15 protein-coding genes and 1 pseudogene are annotated in these 19,163 nt (G+C 66.6%); 3 read left to right on the top strand and 13 right to left on the bottom strand.

The window, feature by feature from the left end; translation table 11 throughout:
- Positions 1 to 75 precede the first annotated feature (75 nt).
- Entirely contained in the window at positions 76 to 1,047 is a 972-nt protein-coding gene (locus JX552_RS08010) for a cupin domain-containing protein (RefSeq protein WP_205876847.1), read from the top strand.
- Here JX552_RS08010 and cysW read toward each other — a convergent pair.
- The 12 genes from cysW to JX552_RS07950 form a co-directional block, all read right to left on the bottom strand.
- Entirely contained in the window at positions 1,001 to 1,825 is an 825-nt protein-coding gene (gene cysW, locus JX552_RS08005; RefSeq protein ID WP_241010958.1) for a sulfate ABC transporter permease subunit CysW, read from the bottom strand. The genes JX552_RS08010 and cysW overlap by 47 nt on opposite strands.
- Positions 1,822 to 2,679, bottom strand: a complete 858-nt coding sequence (gene cysT / locus JX552_RS08000; protein ID WP_205876846.1) for a sulfate ABC transporter permease subunit CysT — start codon at positions 2,677 to 2,679, stop codon at positions 1,822 to 1,824. The genes cysW and cysT overlap by 4 nt, the downstream gene beginning before the upstream one ends.
- Positions 2,676 to 3,701 (bottom strand): sulfate ABC transporter substrate-binding protein, encoded by a 1,026-nt coding sequence (locus JX552_RS07995; RefSeq protein WP_205876845.1) that lies wholly within the window; start codon positions 3,699 to 3,701, stop codon positions 2,676 to 2,678. Before JX552_RS07995 ends, cysT begins: the two co-directional genes overlap by 4 nt.
- A gap of 159 nt (positions 3,702 to 3,860) precedes the next feature.
- On the bottom strand, positions 3,861 to 4,193 hold the full coding sequence (locus JX552_RS07990; protein WP_205876844.1) for an STAS domain-containing protein: 333 nt from the start codon (positions 4,191 to 4,193) through the stop codon (positions 3,861 to 3,863).
- A complete protein-coding gene (locus JX552_RS07985; protein WP_241010956.1) occupies positions 4,193 to 8,305 on the bottom strand; it encodes a SpoIIE family protein phosphatase in 4,113 nt (1,370 codons plus the stop codon). The genes JX552_RS07990 and JX552_RS07985 overlap by 1 nt, the downstream gene beginning before the upstream one ends.
- 44 nt (positions 8,306 to 8,349) lie before the next feature.
- Complete coding sequence (locus JX552_RS07980) at positions 8,350 to 9,804, bottom strand: MFS transporter (protein ID WP_241010954.1); 1,455 nt, start codon at positions 9,802 to 9,804, stop codon at positions 8,350 to 8,352.
- 35 nt (positions 9,805 to 9,839) lie between these two features.
- On the bottom strand, positions 9,840 to 10,244 hold the full coding sequence (locus JX552_RS07975) for a nuclear transport factor 2 family protein (protein ID WP_205876842.1): 405 nt from the start codon (positions 10,242 to 10,244) through the stop codon (positions 9,840 to 9,842).
- A gap of 14 nt (positions 10,245 to 10,258) precedes the next feature.
- The gene (locus JX552_RS07970) at positions 10,259 to 10,903 is read right to left on the bottom strand and encodes a DUF1345 domain-containing protein (protein ID WP_205876841.1); all 645 of its coding nucleotides are present in this window, start codon (positions 10,901 to 10,903) and stop codon (positions 10,259 to 10,261) included.
- Between the two features lie 5 nt (positions 10,904 to 10,908).
- The gene (locus JX552_RS07965) at positions 10,909 to 12,333 is read right to left on the bottom strand and encodes a WS/DGAT/MGAT family O-acyltransferase (protein WP_205876840.1); all 1,425 of its coding nucleotides are present in this window, start codon (positions 12,331 to 12,333) and stop codon (positions 10,909 to 10,911) included.
- Between the two features lie 4 nt (positions 12,334 to 12,337).
- Positions 12,338 to 12,880, bottom strand: a complete 543-nt coding sequence (locus JX552_RS34025; RefSeq protein WP_431195931.1) for a hypothetical protein — start codon at positions 12,878 to 12,880, stop codon at positions 12,338 to 12,340.
- 18 nt (positions 12,881 to 12,898) lie between these two features.
- The gene (locus JX552_RS07955) at positions 12,899 to 14,248 is read right to left on the bottom strand and encodes a DUF5933 domain-containing protein (protein WP_241010952.1); all 1,350 of its coding nucleotides are present in this window, start codon (positions 14,246 to 14,248) and stop codon (positions 12,899 to 12,901) included.
- 64 nt (positions 14,249 to 14,312) lie between these two features.
- On the bottom strand, positions 14,313 to 14,906 hold the full coding sequence (locus JX552_RS07950; protein WP_205876839.1) for a mycothiol-dependent nitroreductase Rv2466c family protein: 594 nt from the start codon (positions 14,904 to 14,906) through the stop codon (positions 14,313 to 14,315).
- Between the two features lie 62 nt (positions 14,907 to 14,968).
- Between JX552_RS07950 and JX552_RS07945 the strand changes: the two are divergent.
- Positions 14,969 to 16,186 (top strand): annotated as a pseudogene (locus JX552_RS07945) (cbb3-type cytochrome c oxidase subunit I); the annotation flags it as partial.
- Between the two features lie 9 nt (positions 16,187 to 16,195).
- Here the strand turns inward: JX552_RS07945 and JX552_RS07940 are convergent.
- Positions 16,196 to 17,446, bottom strand: a complete 1,251-nt coding sequence (locus JX552_RS07940; protein WP_205876838.1) for a KasA/KasB family beta-ketoacyl-ACP synthase — start codon at positions 17,444 to 17,446, stop codon at positions 16,196 to 16,198.
- A 234-nt stretch (positions 17,447 to 17,680) separates the two neighbouring features.
- Between JX552_RS07940 and JX552_RS07935 the strand changes: the two genes are divergently transcribed.
- Positions 17,681 to 18,931, top strand: coding sequence for an alpha/beta hydrolase (locus JX552_RS07935; protein ID WP_205876837.1), 1,251 nt, complete (start codon positions 17,681 to 17,683; stop codon positions 18,929 to 18,931).
- Positions 18,932 to 19,163 lie beyond the last annotated feature (232 nt).

Below are 19,163 nucleotides of genomic sequence, written 5' to 3'. Positions count from 1 at the left end.
CCCTCCCTTGCGGCTCAGCGGTAGGACAGACTCTAACGGCTTGCTGCATAGATACAAGATAGATACGATATAGACATGACTGCGATTCTGGATGCCGGCGCCCGGGAGTGGACCGTGGACGCCCGCTATTTCGAGTACTCCCAGGCCGCCGATCCGATCGGGTCCGGCCACACACCCCGCGTGCCGATCGTCCAGTTCAGCCCGGACATCTACCTCGGCAAGCCCACCGGGGTGATTCCCCTGGACCTGTCGGCCGACCTCGGGATCGGCAACGGCGCCGCCACCAGTCCTGCGCTGCTGGCGAACTTCGTGCGGATTCGGGCGGGCGAGGAGATCGACACCTGCCCCAATGCCACGTCGCAGCTCTACTTCGTGCTCTGCGGGCACGGCATGGTCGCGGTCGACGGCCGACCAGTGCGTTGGGAGAAGGGCGATTTCCTGACCCTGCCGGCCGGCGCCCGGGCGGTGTTCCAGGCCGACGACGACGCGGCGCTGTACTGGGTGCATGACGAGCCACTGCTTCGTCACCTCGGCGTCCGAGCGTCCGAACCGCGGTTCCGCCCGACTAGGTATCGCGGTGCGGACGTGGTCGCCGAGCTCGAGCACATCGCTTCGCGACCGGGCGCCAACGACAAGAACCGGGTCAGCGTGCTGCTGGCCAACGCCGAGCAGGAGCAGACCCTGACGCTGACGCACGTGCTGTGGGCAATGTTCGGCGTGCTGCCGCCCGGCCAGGAGCAGCGTCCGCACCGGCACCAGTCGGTTGCGCTCGACCTGATCCTGGATGCCCAGCCGGGGTGCTACACCCTGCTGGGCACCGACCTCGACGGGCAGGGGCGCATCGCCGACCCGATTCGGGTGGACTGGCAGGCCGGCGGAGCCTTCACGACGCCGCCCGGCATGTGGCACGCGCACTACAACGAGTCCGGCGCGCCGGCGCACCTGATTCCGGTGCAGGACGCCGGGTTACAGACTTACCTGCGCAGCCTCGACATGCAGTTCAGCCGTCGGCCTTGCGCGCCCGGCGCAGGTGCAGGATCACTTTGACGATCAGGAAGGCGATGGCCACGGCCATCATCAGTGACGACAGCGCGTAGGCGCCGTAGACGTGGCCGCGGTTGTAGCGGTCGTTGACCAGCAGCGTGAGGGTCTGCGTGCTGCCCGGCAGGTTGGACGACACCATGATGACGCCGCCGAACTCGCCGAGTGTGCGCGCCACGGTCAACACGACGCCGTAGGTCAGGCCCCAACGGATCGAGGGCAGGGTGATCCGCCAGAACGTCTGCCACCAACCCGAGCCCAGCGTCGCCGCCGCCTGCTCCTGTTCGGTACCCACCTCGCTGAGTACCAGTTGCACCTCGCGCACTACGAACGGCAGGGTGACGAAGATGCTGGCAAGCACGATGCCAGGAACTCCGAAAATGATCCTCACGCCGGTGTCTCGTTCGATGAACCCCAGCGCACCGGCCGATCCCCACGCCGAGATCAGCGCCACGCCGACGATGATCGGCGACACCGCGAACGGCAGGTCGATGACCGACTGCAGTATGCCCTTGCCGCGAATTCGATTGCGCGCCAGCAGTAGCGCGGTCGGGACGCCGAACAACACATTCAGCGGCACCACGATCGCCAGCACCAGCAGCGACAGGTGCAGTGCTGAGATCGCCGCCGGCGTGGTGATCCAGATGTAGAACTGGTGAAAGCCCGGCCGGAAGGTCCGCCAGAGGATCAGCGACACCGGCACGATCAGCATCACGACGATGTAGCCGGACGCCACGTAGCGGATCAGGTAGCGCGCCCAGACCGGCGAGGTCGCCGCCGTCACCCGGACCGCTCCTCACGTTTGGCCGCGCGGCCGCCGATGATCCGCAGAATGAACAGCACGCTGAACGAAACCGTAAGCAGCACAATAGAGATGGCAGCGGCGGCGGGTCGGTCGTCGTTCTCGATCAACGACCGGATCCATTGTGACGAGACTTCGGTGCTGCCCGGCACCGCGCCGCCGATCGTCACCACCGAACCGAACTCGCCGATGCAGCGGGAAAAGGCGAGTCCTGCACCGGAAAGCACGGCCGGTAACAGCGACGGGAGCACGATGGACGTGAACACCTTCCGGCCGCCGGCGCCCAGGGATGCGGCGGCCTCTTCGACCTCGCGGTCGATCTCCCGCAGGACCGGTTGGACGGCGCGCACCACGAACGGCAAGGTGACGAACGCCAGGGCCATCGCCACACCCGGCGGCGTGTGCTGCAGATGCAGGCCGATCGGACTGCTCGGACCGTAGAGCGCCAGCATGACCAGGCTGGTCACGATCGTGGGCAGCGCGAACGGCAGGTCGATGACGGCGTCCAGCAGGCCCTTCCAGGCGAACTGGTCGCGCACCAGCATCCAGGCCACCAGGACACCGAACACCACGTCCAGGACGGTGACGACCACGGAGATGATCAGCGTCACCTTGAACGACTCCAAAGCGGCATGCGAGGTCACCGCCAGCCAGAAGTGCTGCCAGCCGCCGCCAACCGACTGCCAGGCGATCGCGGCCAGCGGGAGCAGCACGATCACCGACAGCCACAGCGTGACCACGCCGACCCGCAGCGCCGTGCCGACCGGGGGCTCGGGGACGACGACCTCGGGCGCCGGGAGCGACTCCTGTTCCGGGGTGGCCACCGCGGCTGTCATCCCGTCGCCTCCAGATAGACCTTGGTGATAGCGCCGGTCCTGCGGTCGAAAAGCTGGGGATCAACCCGGCCCCAGCCACCGAGGTCGGTGACGGTCCAGAGTTTCACCGGTGTGGGGAACTGGTTGCGGAATTCGGCGGCGACGGCCGGGTCGACGGGACGGAAGCCCGCCTGTGCCCAAAGGCGTTGGGCCACAGCGGTGTATTGAAAGTTCTTGAACGAAACGGCGGCGTCCAGGTTCGGGCTGGTCGTCACCACCGCGACCGGGTTCTCGATCTTGAAGGTCTGCGGCGGATTGATGTGTTCCACCGGATGTCCCTGCCGCTCAGCGGCAATGGCTTCGTTCTCGTAGCTGATCAGCACGTCACCGCTGCCCTCGACGAACACGTCGGTGGCGATCCGGCCCGATCCCGGACGCAGCTTGACGTGATCGCGCACCAGGTTGGCGATGAAGTCGATACCGGCCTGACTGTTGCGGCCGCCGCCGCTCTTGACGGCATACGGAGCCAACAGATTCCACTTCGCCGAGCCGGAGCTCAACGGGGTCGGGGTGATGATCTCCACACCGGGTTGCAGCAGGTCGTCCCAGTCCCTGATGTGCTTGGGATTGCCCTTGCGCACCACCAGCGTCACCACCGACCCGAACGGGATGCCCTTGGACGCTTCGGTGTCCCAGTCCGCGGCGACTTTGCCCGCCTTGACCAGCCTGGTGATGTCGGGTTGCACCGAGAAGTTGACGATGTCGGCGGGCTTGCCGGCCACCACGCCGCGGGACTGGTCACCGGAAGCGCCGTAGGAGGTGATCACCTGGACGTCGCGGCCCTCCTCGGAGGCGTTGAACGCGGTAATCACTTTGGTCCAGCCGGGTTCTGGTACCGAGTAGGCGACCAGGGTGATGTTGGTGTCCGCGTCTGGCAATGCGCCGCCGTCGGCGGCGTCGCTGGGACCGCCGTGGCACGCCGCGATCACGCCGACGATCAGCGTCAGGCCGACGACCTGACGCCAGCGACTGCCGATGAACATGAGGAGGACCTTCCGGACGCTGACAACGGTGATGACGAATCAGCGACAACAGCACACGACGAAGCGGAGTCCGACCGCGCCGAACGTCGAGTGCATGGGCGGAAAGTTAACAGAGTACGGGCGCCCGCACCGCCGAAAAAGTCACTGTGATCGCAAAACTCAGGTGCCTTGGCCTGGCGGCAGGGTGGCGGCCTCGACGCGTGCGATCTTGCTGAACCCACTGACCGTCAGGACGCGGACAAGCAACGGGTGCACGATCACGTGTAGCTGGTCGACCGCGTCGGCCTGATCGAACAAAGCGTTGATGCCGGCACTGTCCACGTATTTGACCGCACTGAGATCGATGGTGATCGAATCGCCGGTGCCCGCGTTCACGTCGGACAGAGCCCGCTTGAATACGTCGATGTTGCTCAGGTCGATCTCGCCGGCGGCCGTCAAGCGGGGCGACCCTTCGGAATCGAGGTCGGTGTTCAAGGTGAGCGGTGTCGCCATTACGTGATCCTTGCGTGCATCGAAACGGTCGTGCCGGCTTCGCTGGATTGAATGCTGCAGTCTTCCATCAGGACTCGCATCAGGGAAATCCCGCGCCCGCGGCTGAAGTCGGCGACCTCGGTCGGTGTCTTCCAGGCACCGGTGTCGGTGACGGTCACCTGCAGCCGGTCGACGATCGCGGTTGCCCGCAGCGACACGGTGCCCACCTGGTCGCGGTGTCCGTGCTCGATCGCGTTGGCCACCGCTTCACCCGTGGCGATGAGCACGTCCTGAATCTGATCGGGCTCAACACCCGCACGGTTGAGCCAGCCGCGCAACGCATTTCGGCTATCGGCGAGGTTACTGGCGTCGGCGGCGAACTCCAGCGAGAAGGGCGCGGGCTGCCGGTAGAGCAACATGGCCACGTCGTCGGGATATCCGCCGCCGGGCTCCAACTGGGACATGAGCCGGTCGGCCACCTCTTCCAGTGCCTGCGATCGCCCACTTTGCACCAGATCAGCCGCGCGCGCCATCCCGTCGTCCAGCGAATGCCCGCGTCGTTCCACCAGACCGTCGGTGTAGAGCAGGAGAGTGGCGCGTGGCGGCATCGTGATGCGGCCTTCCGGCCGCTGCCAATTGGGACGCAGCGCCAGAGGAAGCCCGTGTTCGCCGCCCAGCAGCACCGTGGTGCCGTCCGCGTACACCACGATCGGGGGCGGATGGCCGGCGCTGGAATACACCAGCTCCCCGGTCTCCTGGGTGAGCACCGCGCAGAACGCGGTCGTGCAGCGGGCGCCGGGCAGACGCGCGGCGAAGCGGTCCAGGGCGGTGAGCACGGCGCCGGGGCTGGGCTGTTCGAGCAGCAGTGCGCGGCAGGCACTGCGCAGTTGGCCCATCACGGTGGCGGCTGCCAGACCGTGACCGACACAGTCGCCGACGATCAACGCGACGCGTTCCTCGCCGAGATCGACGACGTCGTACCAGTCGCCGCCCACCTGCAGCGGGTGACTCGCGGGCAGATAGCGCACCGCGAAACCCTCGGGCAGCGTCGCCGGCCCCAGCATCGCGTGCTGGAGCGCCACCGCGGTTTCTCGTTGCTCGTCGAGCTGAAACACGCGCTGCAGCCCCTGGCCGAGCCGGCCGGCCAGCACGGCGAGCAGCGTCTGATCTTCCCGGGTGAACCGCCGGTGCTCGGACAGTTCGGCCCAGATGACCAGCAGCCCCCGGGGATGCTGCGAGGCGATACCGGCCGTGCCCGCATCGACGGTCGCGGTGCTGAGCAGGTCGGTTTCCCGCAGCGACTCGATCTGCTGCCGTTGCCGCGGGGAAAGGTCGGCCCACTGGGTCGGCTCCCCCGCACAGACCACCTGCGGTGCGCGTTCGGTGGCCGAGCCGGTGGCGAAGGTCACCGCCAGCACGCGCCGCGCCTGCCACACCCGGCGCAGCACCTCGGCGGCGCCTTGCAGCGCTTCGGTCATGGTATCGGCTTGCACCAGTTGCTGATTGAGCTCGGCAAGCGCACTCTGGCTCTGCACGGCGTAGTGCTCCGCGGTGACGTCGCGGAATGTGCCGACCATGACCTGACGCCCGGAGTCGGGATCGTGCGCGTGGTTGAAGGTGACCGCGATCCACAGCCGGTGCCCGTCGCGGTGGGTGACCGGGATGCTCAGGCTGCCGTGAGATTCATTGAGCGACTTGGCGAATTCGCTCTCGACCAGCTGCCGGGCCGTGACATCGGCGTCGGGGTCCGGCCACCACGCGTGGGGTGCCTGGTACGGGAGTCCCTCGGGACCGTAGCCGAGGATGTCGGCGAAAGCGGCGTTGATCTCGATGACGGTGCCGTCTTCGTCGATGACGAAGAAGGCTTCCTGCAGCGAGTCCACCAGAGCGGTGCGCCACCGGGCGTGATAGTTACGCATCCGCGCCAGTTCGACGTTGGCGCGCACCCGGGCCAGCAGTTCGGCGGCGACGAAGGGCTTGACCAGGTAGTCGTCGGCGCCGGCCAACAGCCCCTCGATGGAGGCTTCCTGTCCGGCCCGCGCCGAGAGCAGCAGCACGGGCAACGCCGCGGTGCGCGGGTCGGCGCGCAACGCGGCCAGCAGCTGCAGTCCATCCAGCCCGGGCATCATCACGTCGCTGATCACCAGATCGGGGACCTGGGCGCGAATGGCTTCCAGCGCCTGACGCCCGTCCCCGACGCCGGTCACGTCGTAACCGGATGCTCCCAGCAGGTTCGACAGATACTTCCGCATGTCCAGGTTGTCGTCGGCGATTAGCACCCGCGCCCGCACGCCGCTGCCCCCACTCTGGGCCGGCAGCGCCGCCAGGACGGGCGCCGCCATCCCGGATTCGCCCGGCAACCAGCGCAGGGCCTCCTGCACATACGGCTCGGATACCGGACCGGCGGCCCGGCTGGTGCCCTGCGGCTCGGCCAGCTCCTCGGGTGGCAGATGACCGGCGCCGAAGGGAAGTCGGATGGTGAAGGTGGTGCCCGCACCCTCGGTGCTGTCGGCCGAGATGCTGCCACCGTGCAAACCGACCAATTCCATCACCAGGGCCAGACCGATGCCGCTGCCCTCGGTGGACCGCGCACGGGTGGTCTCGATGCGATGGAAACGTTCGAACAGCCGCGGCATTTCGGCCGCGGAAATCCCTACCCCGGTGTCGGAGACGGTGAGGACCGCCTGCCCGCCGTCGCGGGCCACCCGTACGGTGATCGCTCCGTCGAAGGTGAACTTCAACGCGTTCGAGAGCAGGTTGAGCACCACCTTCTCCCACATCTCACGGTCCAGGTACACCGGTTCGTCAAGCGGTGGACAGTCCACCGTGAACGTCAGTCCGGCCTGGTCGATCGCCGACCGGAACACGCTGGCCAATTCCGCGGTAACGGATGCCAGATCCACCGGCTCGAACCGGGCCCGCATCCGCCCCGCCTCGATGCGCGAGAAATCGAGCAGCGTGTTGACCAGCTTGGCCAGCCGTAATCCGTTGCGGTGCACCAGCTCCAGTTCCTGGCGAGCTCGTTCGTCGAAGCCGTCGGCGCGGCTGCGCAATTCGTCGATCGGTCCCAGGATCAGGGTGAGCGGGGTACGGAATTCGTGGCTGATATTGGAGAAAAAGGTGGTTTTCGCGCGGTCCAGCTCAGCGAGCTCCTCGGCGCGCTGCTGCTGAGCCTGGTAGCTGCGCACGCTGCTCACCCCGGCCGCGAGGTAGCCGGCCGCCAGTTCGACGAAACCGCGATAGCCGTCGTCGAGTTCCCGGTACCGGTTGAGCCCCGCGACCAGGAAGCCGACCGGCGGCCCACCCTGCTGCAGCAACGGCACCGCCAGCGCCTGTTTGGGCGGCTCGGGCCACGCGCCGGTGGGCAAACTCATTGCGGCACCGTCCAGTTCGACCAGCTCCCACTCACCGCTGGCCACCTTCTCCGTCGGCCACAGCGAGACGACGCCACCCGGCAGTTCTTCGGGTGCCGCCGGGTGCCCGACCGCGATGCCACTCACCCCGGCCAGGTGTGCGCCGCCCTGCTCGCCGAACAGGTAGGTCAGCGTGAAGGGGAGATCGTACGGGTTCTTGCTGAGCTGGTCGGCGGCGAAGTCCAGCATCTGCCGCTCGGTGCGAACGACGCTCGGGTCCGAACCCAGATCGCGCAGGGTCGCCATCCGCCGCTGCGCGATCACTCTTTCGGTGTCCTCGCTGACCACGCAGAGCAGACCGACGACGCGTGCCTCGTCATCGCGCAGCGGGCTGTAGGAGAACGTGTGGTACGTCTCTTCGGGATAGCCGGACCGCCCCAGGATGAGCATCAACGCCTCGTCCCAGGTCGCCTCACCCTCGGTCAGGACACGCTCAACCCGCGGAGCGATATCCGCCCAGATTTCAGCCCACACCTCGCTGGCCGGCCGGCCCAGCGCCCACGGGTACTTGCGGCCGAGGGTGTCCCGGCGGTAGGCCGCATTGCAGAAGAAGGTGAGCTCCGGCCCCCATCCCATCCACATCGAGAACTGGGAGGACAGCAGGATGTCGACGGCGGTGCGCAGGCTCTGCGGCCATTCCTCAGCTGGCCCGAGCGGAGTGGACGCCCAGTCGACGGCAGCCAGATCGCGGCCTATCTGCTGGTCGGCGCGGAAGACCACCGGCGCCCCTCTCCTGTCATCAGAACTGGACACTCAGTATGACCTCACCTGGCGGCCAGCGGTGTGGCGATGTCTTCCAGGGATTTCCCCTCGGCGTCGACGGCGAGGAACCATGCGACCAGGCCACCGGCGATCATCACGGCCGCGCCCAGCAGATAACCCAGGAAGAGCAGCAGCGGCCGGGAGCCGTCGCCGATCAGTGCGCCGTAGATAACCGGGCCCAGCGCGCCGAAACATTGTGCGATGGCGAAGAACACCGCGATCGCCTTGGCGCGGACCTCGAGCGGGAAGATCTCGCTGACGGTGAGGTAGGCCGCGCTGGCCCCGGCCGAGGCGATATAGAAGATGACACACCAGGCGATGGTCTGGGTGATCGCGTTGAGTGCGCCGGCCTGGAACAACCCCGCGCTCAGCGCCAGCAGCAGCCCCGAGAGCAGATACGTTCCGGCGATCATCTTGCGTCGGCCGATGGTGTCGAAGAAGTGCCCGATGGTCAACGGGCCCAACAGGTTTCCCACGGCGAACGCGATCAGATACAGCGGTGTCGAGGCCGAGGGCACGCCGTAGAATTTGCCCAGCACCAGGGTGTAGGTGAAGAAGATCGCGTTGTAGAGGAAGGACTGGCTGATCATCAGCGCCGCGCCCAACACGGCGCGGCTGGGGTACTCGCGGAACAGCACGCGCGTCAACGCGACGTAGCCGATCTCCTGTGCGGGTCGCAACTCGATGGCAGTGGACTCCTCGACCGGCGGCAGAGTGGCCCCGCTGGCGCGCACCTCCTCCTCGATGTGGGAGATGGTGCGTTCGGCGTCTTCGGTGCGGCCGTTCATGACCTGCCAGCGCGGGCTTTCCGGCAGATTGCGCCGCACCAGCAGGATCACCGAAGCCAGTACCGGGCCTAGCAGAAACGCCAGGCGCCAGCCCAGGCTCAGGTCGATCGCTTTCAGGAAGACGAAGGTGCCCAGCGTGCCCAGGACCGCCCCGGCCCAGTAAGTGCCGTTGACGGCGATGTCGACGCGGCCGCGGAAGCGCGCCGGAATCAGCTCGTCGATCGCCGAGTTGATGGCTGCGTACTCCCCGCCGATGCCCATTCCGGCGATGAACCGCGTTGCATAGAGAAAGGCGATCCAGGCCGGGTTGTTGCCCAGCGTCGCCGCGGTGAGCGCACTGCCGAGCAGGTAGACACCGAGCGTGACCATGAACAGGTTGCGCCGGCCCAGCTTGTCGGACAGGCGCCCGAAAAACAGCGCCCCGGCCACCTCCCCCGCCAGATAGACGGTGGCGACGAATCCGACGGCGGCCGAGGACAGATGCAATGTCTGCGGTTCGGTCAAGGTTTCGGCCACCGCACTGGCCACGGTGATCTCCAGGCCGTCGAGGATCCAGGCCACGCCGAGCGCCACCACCATGCGGGTGTGGAACGGCGACCAGGGCAGCCGATCGATGCGGGCGGGGATCAGGCTGCGGATCGGACCCGGTTGCTCCTCACTATTCGGCACACGTCCTCGTTCCCGTCAGATGGATTTCAGAAACATCATCCCGCGATCTGCCCGGCCGTCGGCGGCTGGACGAAGACGCGCTCGCCGGTGATCAGGTCGGCGTCGTCGAAGCCGAACACCGCCCACAGCCGCACCTCGAACGGCTCTGTCGCCGTGGTCGGGGTGCCGCGCAGCCAGAACTCGATCTGCACCTGCCCGTCGTCGAGGTGGGTGAGCTCGATCAGCTCGTTGGTCTGATCGGGCACCAGCGTACGACCATCGACCCAGTACCGCATCACCTCGTCGGCGCCGTCGAACACCGTCCCATCGGGCAGCTCGTAGCGCGGGTGGCTGAACGTCGCCATCGTCCGATCCCAGTCCTGGACGTTCTCGCTCTGCATGTGCTCGATGACGCGAGCCTTCCGGGCCTCCTGATGCGCGCGCTGGTCGGTACCGGCCATGAGCGATCCCTTCGTCAATTACTCAGCCCAACAACAAGATTGATGGTGACGGCCAGAATAACCGCCCCGAACAGATAGGACAGCAGCGCCTGGCACAGCGCAATGCGCCGCAGCTGCGGTGTCTGCAGCGTGGTGTCAGACACCTGGTAGGTCATTCCGATGGTGAATCCGAGGTAGAAGAAATCCAGGAAGCGGGGGGTCTCGGTGCCGCTGAAGTCGATGCCGCTGGCCGAGTTCGAGTAGTAGACATCGGCATAGCGGATGCTGAATACGGTGTGCACGACGCACCACGCGACGGCGATGCAGACCACCCCGGTCCCCGCAGCGATATTCTTCTCCACTCCCGACTTCGAGCTCGCGGTGAGCAGATGCGCCACCCCGGCCAAACTCGCCACACTCGCCGACAGGATCACCACGTCGATCAGCCAGCCGGTCGGCGGGTCCTCGGGCACCACGTGTTCGCGCGTGCGCTCGGCGTCCATCGGCAGCACGACAATCCACGTCCACACCAGATACACCAAGGCCGCGGCAATCCAACCCACACTCGGTGCGTACGCCCACCCTGATCTTGTCACGAACAACGACACCGCCGCGGCGCCGACGAGTCCTGCCACGATCAGCCGAGTGACGACGTGCCGGTGCCAGCCCTGCGCTTCCATTGCCGTCAACGTGTTGCCGCAGCCACTGGCAACGTCGCTGCGACCGGCCGGAGAGCGTCAGAAAGCCCCGCGGCGCTGCGCAGTTCGCGGAAGGCGTCGATCAGCGCGTCGGTGGCCTCGTGCGGGTCTTCGAGGGTGACTTCATCGGTGAGCACCGAGACGGCCAGTTGGTCGACGTAGCTCCACACCGTGATGTTCATGCCGCTGCCGGCGACGATCGGTCCGACCGAATAGATTTCGCTGAGCGTCGCTCCCTCGATGCAGCCTCGTTCGCGTGGCCCCGGGACGTTCGAGACGACCAGGTTCATGACGTTGGCCGACTCCATCCGTCGAGCCTGCGTCCGAAAAATGCGCGGCGCCAATGCCGTCGGCAGATAGGACATCCAGGCGGGCAGCACGGTCGGCCCGAGCAACTGGTGGTTCTCCTTGGCGATCTTGGTCGCCATCGCCGTGATCCGCACTCGTTGCATCGGGTCCGCGATGTGCACCGGCAGCGACGGGGTCATATACGTGAATTCATTGCCCGCCAGGCGGTCTGGTGACGGGTTGTAGCTCACCGGCACCCCGGCGATCAGCGGGACATCGGCGCGGCCGTCGTAGCGCAACAGCAGTCGGCGTAGCGCCCCGGCCACCATCGCCAGCACGACGTCGTTGAGGGTGACGCCGAGATGCTTGCTGGTCTCCTTGACGTCGGCCATCGCCAGCGGCGCGGTCGCGAACCGGCGACCCGGCCCGACCCGGTGATTGATGAAGCAGGGCGGCGGCGCGAAATTGCGGGCGAGGTCGGGGTGCGCGCCGCGCTCCTTCGATCGGCGCCGTACCCGAGATACTCCGGAGGCCGTCTCGTTGACCAGACGCGGGAGTTTGCGGACGAGCCCGACGTGGTCCCGGGCAGCGGCCTTGAGCAGATGCGAGCGGGTGGGCACCTCATGCGGCCCCCGCCGCGGTTGCGGCTGGTGCGCAGATATCGCCTGCGCCATCTGGTTAGCCGACGCCATCCCGTCGGCCAGCACGTGGTGGACCTTGTGGATGATGGCGATGCGGTCACCAGCCAGCCCCTCGGCGACGTACATCTCCCACAACGGGTGGTCGCGGCGCAGCGGCGTGCTCGCGATGTGGCCGATCAGCTCGTCGAGTTCGCGGCGCCCGCCGGGCGCCGGCACCCGCGCGCGGCGTACGTGATAATCGAGATCGATGTCGTCGTTGACCACCCACATGGGGTGGTGCAGTTTCAGCGGGATGTCCAGCAGCTGGTAGCGCAGCGGCTCCAGCGCCATGAGCCGTTGATAGCCAACCGCACGGAACATCTCAAAGCTGAAGTCCTGGGCCATGTTCGACACATCGAGGATGCCGATCTTCAGCGTGTGCATATGGATCTCGGGCGTCTCGGTGTACAGCATCAGGGCATCCACACCGTTGAGTCGCTTCACACGCCTATTCCACCCCTTCGTAGGGTGGGACGCCAGACCTGACTTCGGAGGGCCCCGCGTGCAGGACTCGGAGGTTGCGGTGGTGGGCGCCGGTCTGTCGGGGCCGACGGCGGCGCGCGAGCTGCATTGCCGGGGCGTCGACGTCGTCGTCCTGTAAGCCGCCGATCGGATGGGTGGCCGAGTCCTTGGTCAGACCAGCGTCCTGGGGTCGCGCTTCGACCTCGGCGGGCAGTGGATCGGCCACGACCACCACCGGGTCGTGCAACTGGCCGCTGAACTCGGCGTGACGATGTTTCCGATGCACACCGGGAACCTGCCCAAGGTGATCGACGGGCCGCGCCAGGTGTCGCCGGTGGGTCCGTCGATGCTCATGGCGGCTCATGTCCATGCCGAGCGCCGAGCCGAAGATAAGCCAGTTGTCGCTGCCGGCGCCGCCCATGTCGCCCCCGGCGCGAAGACGTCCCCGGTGCCGACTAAAGCCTGGGGTCGGCGGTGCAATGGCGGGCACCATCCGGGCCTTGCGAGCGAATTTGTTCTGCTGCAGCAAATTTCGCCAGGGTGTGCGTCAGGACGCGACCGACGAACCCTGACCGACGAACACGCCGGGGACGGTCAGACCTCTTTCCATCGCCGACTCGGCCGGCCGGGCGAAATAGGTCGCGTAGAAAGCGGCGCAGAATGTCACCAGCGTGCCGATGATGAGCACACCGAACGGCACCGAGTAGCGCGCCATGTCCTGAGCGAAATAGCGGCAGCACACCAACAGCGCGGCCAGGAACGCGGCGCCGAAGCCGGTCATCGCAACCCGCCACCATGTCCTGTCCCGAACAGGTTCCCGCAGCGCGGACTCCACAGTCAGGCACAGCACCCCACCCGCCAGCAGATCAACGCCATAGTGGTACCCGAAGCCCAGGGTCGCCGCGATGGTGCACGCCAGCCACAGCGTGCCGCCCATCCGCAGCCAACGGGGCCCGCCGCGGGAGTGCAGGAAAACCGCCAGCGCCCAAGCGGTGTGCATCGACGGCATGCAGTTGCGCGGGGTTGATCCGTCGAAGGCAATCGCTCGCGGCGACAGGTTGATCCGCGGCACGGCGTGCGGCCAGAAGTCGCCGAGTTCGAATCCCCTGCCCGCACTTCCGAAGGCGAAGTCTGGACCCACCAGCGGAAAGAACACGTAGATCAGCGGCCCGATGAGGCCCAGGACCAGGAACGTCGGTATGAGGAAGTGACGCGGCCAGCCGCCGGTGCTGACGTTGCGCAGCTGGTAGACGGCAACCACCATGGCCGCGACGGGCAACTCGATGTACACCCAGTGAAACGCCGCGCTCAGCAGCGGCCCGCCCGCGTGGACGAGCCGGCCCAACAGCCAGGACGGTTGCGCCAGTGCGTGATCGGCCAACAGGGCGTACTCGTCCAGGACTACCGGCCGGACGATCGCGGTGATGCGCAACCAGGCATCGCCGACCTTGGTGGCGATGATGAGCAGCAGACCGAATGCGATTCCGCGTAACGCGGTGCCGTGTTCGGCCCTGGCCCAGCGCCGCCACCCCACGATCACCGCCAGTCCGGTCAGCACGATCAGCGGCCCGTTGCCGAGCGTCCACGCACCGCCGCGCGCCAGCCGCACGGCGGCGAAAACCAGATCGAGAGTCGCGGCCACCGACAACGACCACACCCGGTACCGCGCCGATAACCCGACCATCGCCACCCCGAGTCCCACCCAGGGCACGGTCGCCGACGTCGGGGTGTCGACGTAATCGCCGGCCAGGCTGCGCAACGGACCCACGAAACCTGCGCCGGTCGCGGTGATCTGCAGTGCGATCAGCACCATCGCGATCATCGCGACTGCAGACGCCGCACCGAGCCGGGGCGCACGGGAACGCCATTGCGCTCGCTGCTCCTCGCCGATGAACACCGGACGAATAATAGGTGTCGAATTGGAGTTCCGGGGAGTACTTGCGGATGCCCATCCGGTGTGTCTACCCGCGTGGGCGCTGCAGGGCCGCGAACTCCGGGACACTCGCGACGCTGACTATCGCGTCGAGCAGCACGACGCGGTCGCCAAGACTGGGCAGACCGGTCAGGACCGGGCCGAAAAAGGCGCGGCCGCCGATCGCGATGATCGGGCTGCCGGCTTCGTCACCAAGGGTGTCCTGGCTGTCTGCATGAACCCGCCTGACAGCCTCGTCGCGTTCGGGCTCGTCCAGAGCCTGCGCCAACGACGCCTCGAAGCCCAGATCGCCGAGCAAATCGGCGGCCACGCCTAGTGTGACCTCGTCTTTCTGGACGTGAAGCCGGGTACCGATCGGCTCATACAACCTGGCGAACGCCTCCGGACCGTAGCGATCGGTGACCGCTGCGAATACGCGGCCCAATCGCCGGGACCGTTCGTACATCCGCTGGTGCGCCGCGTCAGTTTCCTCTCCCTCTTGCTGTCCCTCGTTGAGGACCGCCAGGTTCATCTGCCGCAGCATGACCGGCCGGTCCGTCCTCTCCGCGGCATCGAGCAGCCAGCGCGAAGTCACCCAGGAGAACGGACATACCGGATCGAGGTAGAGATCGATTGTGGTCACCCGCTCCCCCTAACCACTACGTTCGCGTTCAAACCCGCTGGTGATGTTTGAGGCCCCAAATCTGGCTGTTCCTGTTCGGCGGGCTGATCGTGCTCGCGGGCTTCGTCACGCCAGGAGGCGCGGCCGAGTTCGGCTGGACCGCTTACACGCCGCTCAGTGACGCCGTGCACTCGCCCGGGGCCGGTACCGACCTGTGGATCACCGGCCTAATCATCGCCGGTCTGGGCACCATCCTGGGCGCGGTGAACATGATCACCACCGTGGTCTGCATGCGCGCGCCCGGCATGACGATGTTCCGGATACCGATTTTCACCTGGAACATCCTGGTGACCTCGGTGCTGGTGCTGATCGCGTTCCCGTTGCTGACGGCCGCGTTGTTCGGGCTGGCGGCCGACCGGCACCTGGGCGCCCACGTCTACGATCCGGCCAACGGCGGAGTTCTGCTGTGGCAGCATGTGTTCTGGTTCTTCGGCCATCCGGAGGTCTACATCGTGGCGCTGCCGTTCTTCGGCATCGTCACCGAGATCATCCCGGTGTTCTCCCGCAAGCCGGTATTCGGTTATCCGACACTGGTTTATGCGACGCTGTCGATCGGCGGCCTGTCCGTAGCGGTGTGGGCGCACCACATGTTCGCCACCGGAGCCGTTCTGCTGCAGTTCTTCTCGTTCATGACGTACCTCATCGCGGTGCCGACCGGAATCAAGTGTTCTCGATCGGCTTTCTGCCCACCTTCCAGCTGGGCGGGCTGACCGGAGTGATGCTGGCCAGCCCCCCGCTGGACTTCCACGTCACTGACTCCTATTTCGTGGTCGCCCATTTCCACTACGTGCTGTTCGGCACCATCGTGTTCGCCACGTATGCCGGGGTCTATTTCTGGTTCCCGAAGATGACCGGCCGGCTGCTCGACGAGCGATTGGGCAAGGTGCACTTCTGGTTGACGTTCCTCGGGGTCCACACCACGTTTCCACGGTCGGGGCTCTCATCCTGGGCGTGTCGATGTTCCGGTTCGTGTGGAACGTCTTCGAGAGCTGGCGCTACGGCGAGGTGGTGACCGTCGACGACCCGTGGGGCTACGGCAACTCGCTGGAATGGGCCACGAGCTGCCCACCGCCGCGGCACAACTTCACCGAGCAGCCCCGAATCCGTTCGGAGCGGCCGGCTTTCGAGCTGCACTACTCGCACATGGTGCAGCGGAAGCGGTCCGAAGCGCACATCGGGCGGGCGCACGGTCCGCAAGACAAGGACGTCACGAGATCGACGACGTCGAGGTGCGCAGCTGAACCTGCGGCTCAGGCCGCGCCGAATACCAGTGCGACGTTGTTCCCGCCCAGGCCGAACGACTCCTTGACGGCGTAGCGGAAATTGCCCCGGCGTGGCTCGCCGGCGACGACGTCGAGTTCGATTTCGGGGTCTTCGGCGCTGAAATTCAGTGTGGGCGGCACGATTTGATCGCGCAGGGCCTGGACGGTCAACACCGCCTCGATCGCGCCGGACGCACCCAGCGCATTGCCCAGCGCCGCCTTCGGCGCGTAGACCGCCGGGTGGTGGTCGCCCAGTGCCCGGTGGATGGCGCGTGCCTCTGCAGCATCTCCGAACGTCGTGCCGGCGGCATGCGCGTTGACCAGGTCGATGTCGGCGGGGGTCAGGCCGGCCAGGTACAGGGCACGGGTGATGGCGTCACCGGCGCGCTCACCAGTCGGGTCCGGCATGACGGCGTCGCATCCGTCGGATGTGAGGGCAGCACCCATCAGCCGGGCCAGAATCGGCGCGCCGCGCGCTTTGGCGTGCTCCTCGGTTTCCACCAGCAGCATCGCGCCGCCTTCGCTCAACACCATGCCGTCGCGGTGCCTGTCGAACGGGCGGCAGGCGCCGGTCGGGTCGTCATTGTTGGTGGAGAGCATGCCCAACCGCCAGAACGTGGCGAGGGGAACCGCCTCGATCACGGTCTCCACACCGCCGCAGATCGCCATGTCGGCCTCGCCAAGGACGATGCTCTGCCAGGCTTGCGCAATAGCCGCGGTACCCGACGCGTCGGCCATCACCGATGTCTCCACGCCCGCCTTCGCCGCACGGTCGAGGCCGATGGCAGCGGCGGGCGCGTTAGGCATGTGCTTCTGTACCGAAATCGGCGAGATCGCCCGCAGGCCCTTGACCTTCCAGATGTTGTGCCACAGCGGGATGTCCTCGGTACTGCCCAGGCCCAAACCCACCGACACCATCAGCCGATCGGTGTCCACCTCGGGCGAGCCGGCCTGCTCCCACAGGCGCCGGCTCACCACCGCGGACAATTTCTGCATGAACGCCAACCGGCGCAGCTCGACCCGTCCGAACTGCTCGTCCAGATCTTCGCGCAGCTCCCCGCCGATCCGCACCGGCGAGTCGAACTCGTCGACGAAGTCCTTGTCCATTTTTCGAATTCCACTGCTCCCCCGCAGCAGTTCCTGCCAGGTTTCTTCGGCATCCGGCGCGAGCGAGGTCGTCGACGCCACCCCGGTGATGACGACGTCCGGGAGTCCCCCGCCTGTTCTCAAGGCTGTCATGTCGATCGCTGCTTGATGTCGACCATCGACGTCACGTCCCCCTCCAGGAGCCACGCCTACTTCAAATATCAACTTCCCAGGAAGTGCCGATGAAAACCCATTACCGGCAATCGGCATCATGATAAACAGCGGCGCCCGAAGGCGAAAAGACCATCGGCGAACTCTGCGGGTGTCGCGTGCCACGTTTTCCCCCGCTTAGCTACGGGTAGAACTTTCGGCCTGTACACCTCGCTGATGCACGGATTTATCCCCGCCGTGGTGCAATTCGTCACCGTTGCGGCGCTCTTTTATGCCATCGGGTGGCGGGCGCGACTTGTTGCGGTGGGCGCGACTGCGGGTGCGGTGACGGCCGCGGCGGCGCACTGGACGTACGACACGCTCGGAATCGCCAGTGAGCCTGCACCTTGGCAACTTTGGCTATGGGTTTTCCTTTTCGGGCTGGCCGCCGCCGTCCTGGTCGCCGGTTGGCCGGGGGCGAGCGGGTGGCGACGCAACGCGTCGGCGTTCGCGACGTCGTTCTGCCTACTCAGCGCCGGGCTGACGATCAACGGCTGGTTGGGCTACTTCCCCACCGTCGATGCCGCATGGGCTCAGCTGACGAACCGGCCCCTGCGGAGTCAGATCCACATCGGGACCGCCTACGGGATGCAGCGCGATAACGTTGCGGTGCAGGACGGGAAGCTGGTGGCAGTGACCACGGGGAGTCGGATATCCGGGTTCTCGCACCGTCGTGAGTGGGTTTATCTTCCCCCCGCCTGGTTCACCGGAACGCCGCTACCGGCGATCCTGATGATCGGCGGCGAATTCGGAACTCCGGCGGACTGGATTCGCGTCGGCGATGCCACCCGTGCCCTCGACGTATATTCGGCCGCGCACGACGGTTACGCGCCGATCGCCGTATTCGCCGACGCAACCGGCGGATTCACTGTCGACACCGAATGCGTCGACGGACCACGCGGAAACGCCGCCGAGCACTTGACCTCCGAAGTGGTGCCGGAAATCGGCGAACTGTTCGGCCTTGGCAGACAAGCGAACTGGGGTGTCGTCGGGTTCTCCTCCGGCGGGACCTGCGCCGTCGATCTGGCAGTCATGCATCCCGAGATCTTCAGCGCGTTCGTGGACATCGGCGGCGATATCGCGCCGAACGCGGGCACCCGCGAACAGACCATCGACCGGCTCTTCGGCGGTGACGCCGAGGCGTACTGGCAGTTCGAGCCTACGACGGTGATGAGCCGGCACGGTCCGTACAGCGATCTCGCCGGCCTCTTCGCCGTTCCGGGAACCACGGAGGATCGGGACGGGGTCGGGCAGGAGGCGGCAGAGGCGCTGTGCAACGCGGGCCGCGCTCAACGCGTTTCGTGTGAGGTGATGGGGTTGCCGGGTAAGCACGACTGGCCGTCGGCGGCGGGGGCCTTTGCGGTCACACTGCCCTGGCTGGCCGAGCGGGTGGCACGCCAGCCGAGACAAGCGCTTGTGACGCCCTGATTCGCATTCCCGCGTCGCTGTCGCCATCTCCCCCTTCAAATTCGTGCGGAAAATCCACATGTGTACCCGCGATGATTGTGAGCTACCTGAACTGTGACTTTGCGTCGGCGGGGTTGGCGGGCGGAAACCCAGTCCCATTGCGGCGATCTTGGGATCGGTAGACCGCCGGGGTCTCAAGACTTGGCAACCGCGCTGCGCATTTAGGAGAGAAGTGCGACGAAGGGACTCTCAA

The sequence above is a fragment of the Mycobacterium gordonae genome, assembly GCF_017086405.1.
Classification (GTDB): Bacteria; Actinomycetota; Actinomycetes; order Mycobacteriales; family Mycobacteriaceae; genus Mycobacterium; species Mycobacterium gordonae_D.
The sequence above is the reverse complement of the archived record's forward strand: the minus strand, read 5'-3'. Positions and strand labels throughout refer to the sequence as shown.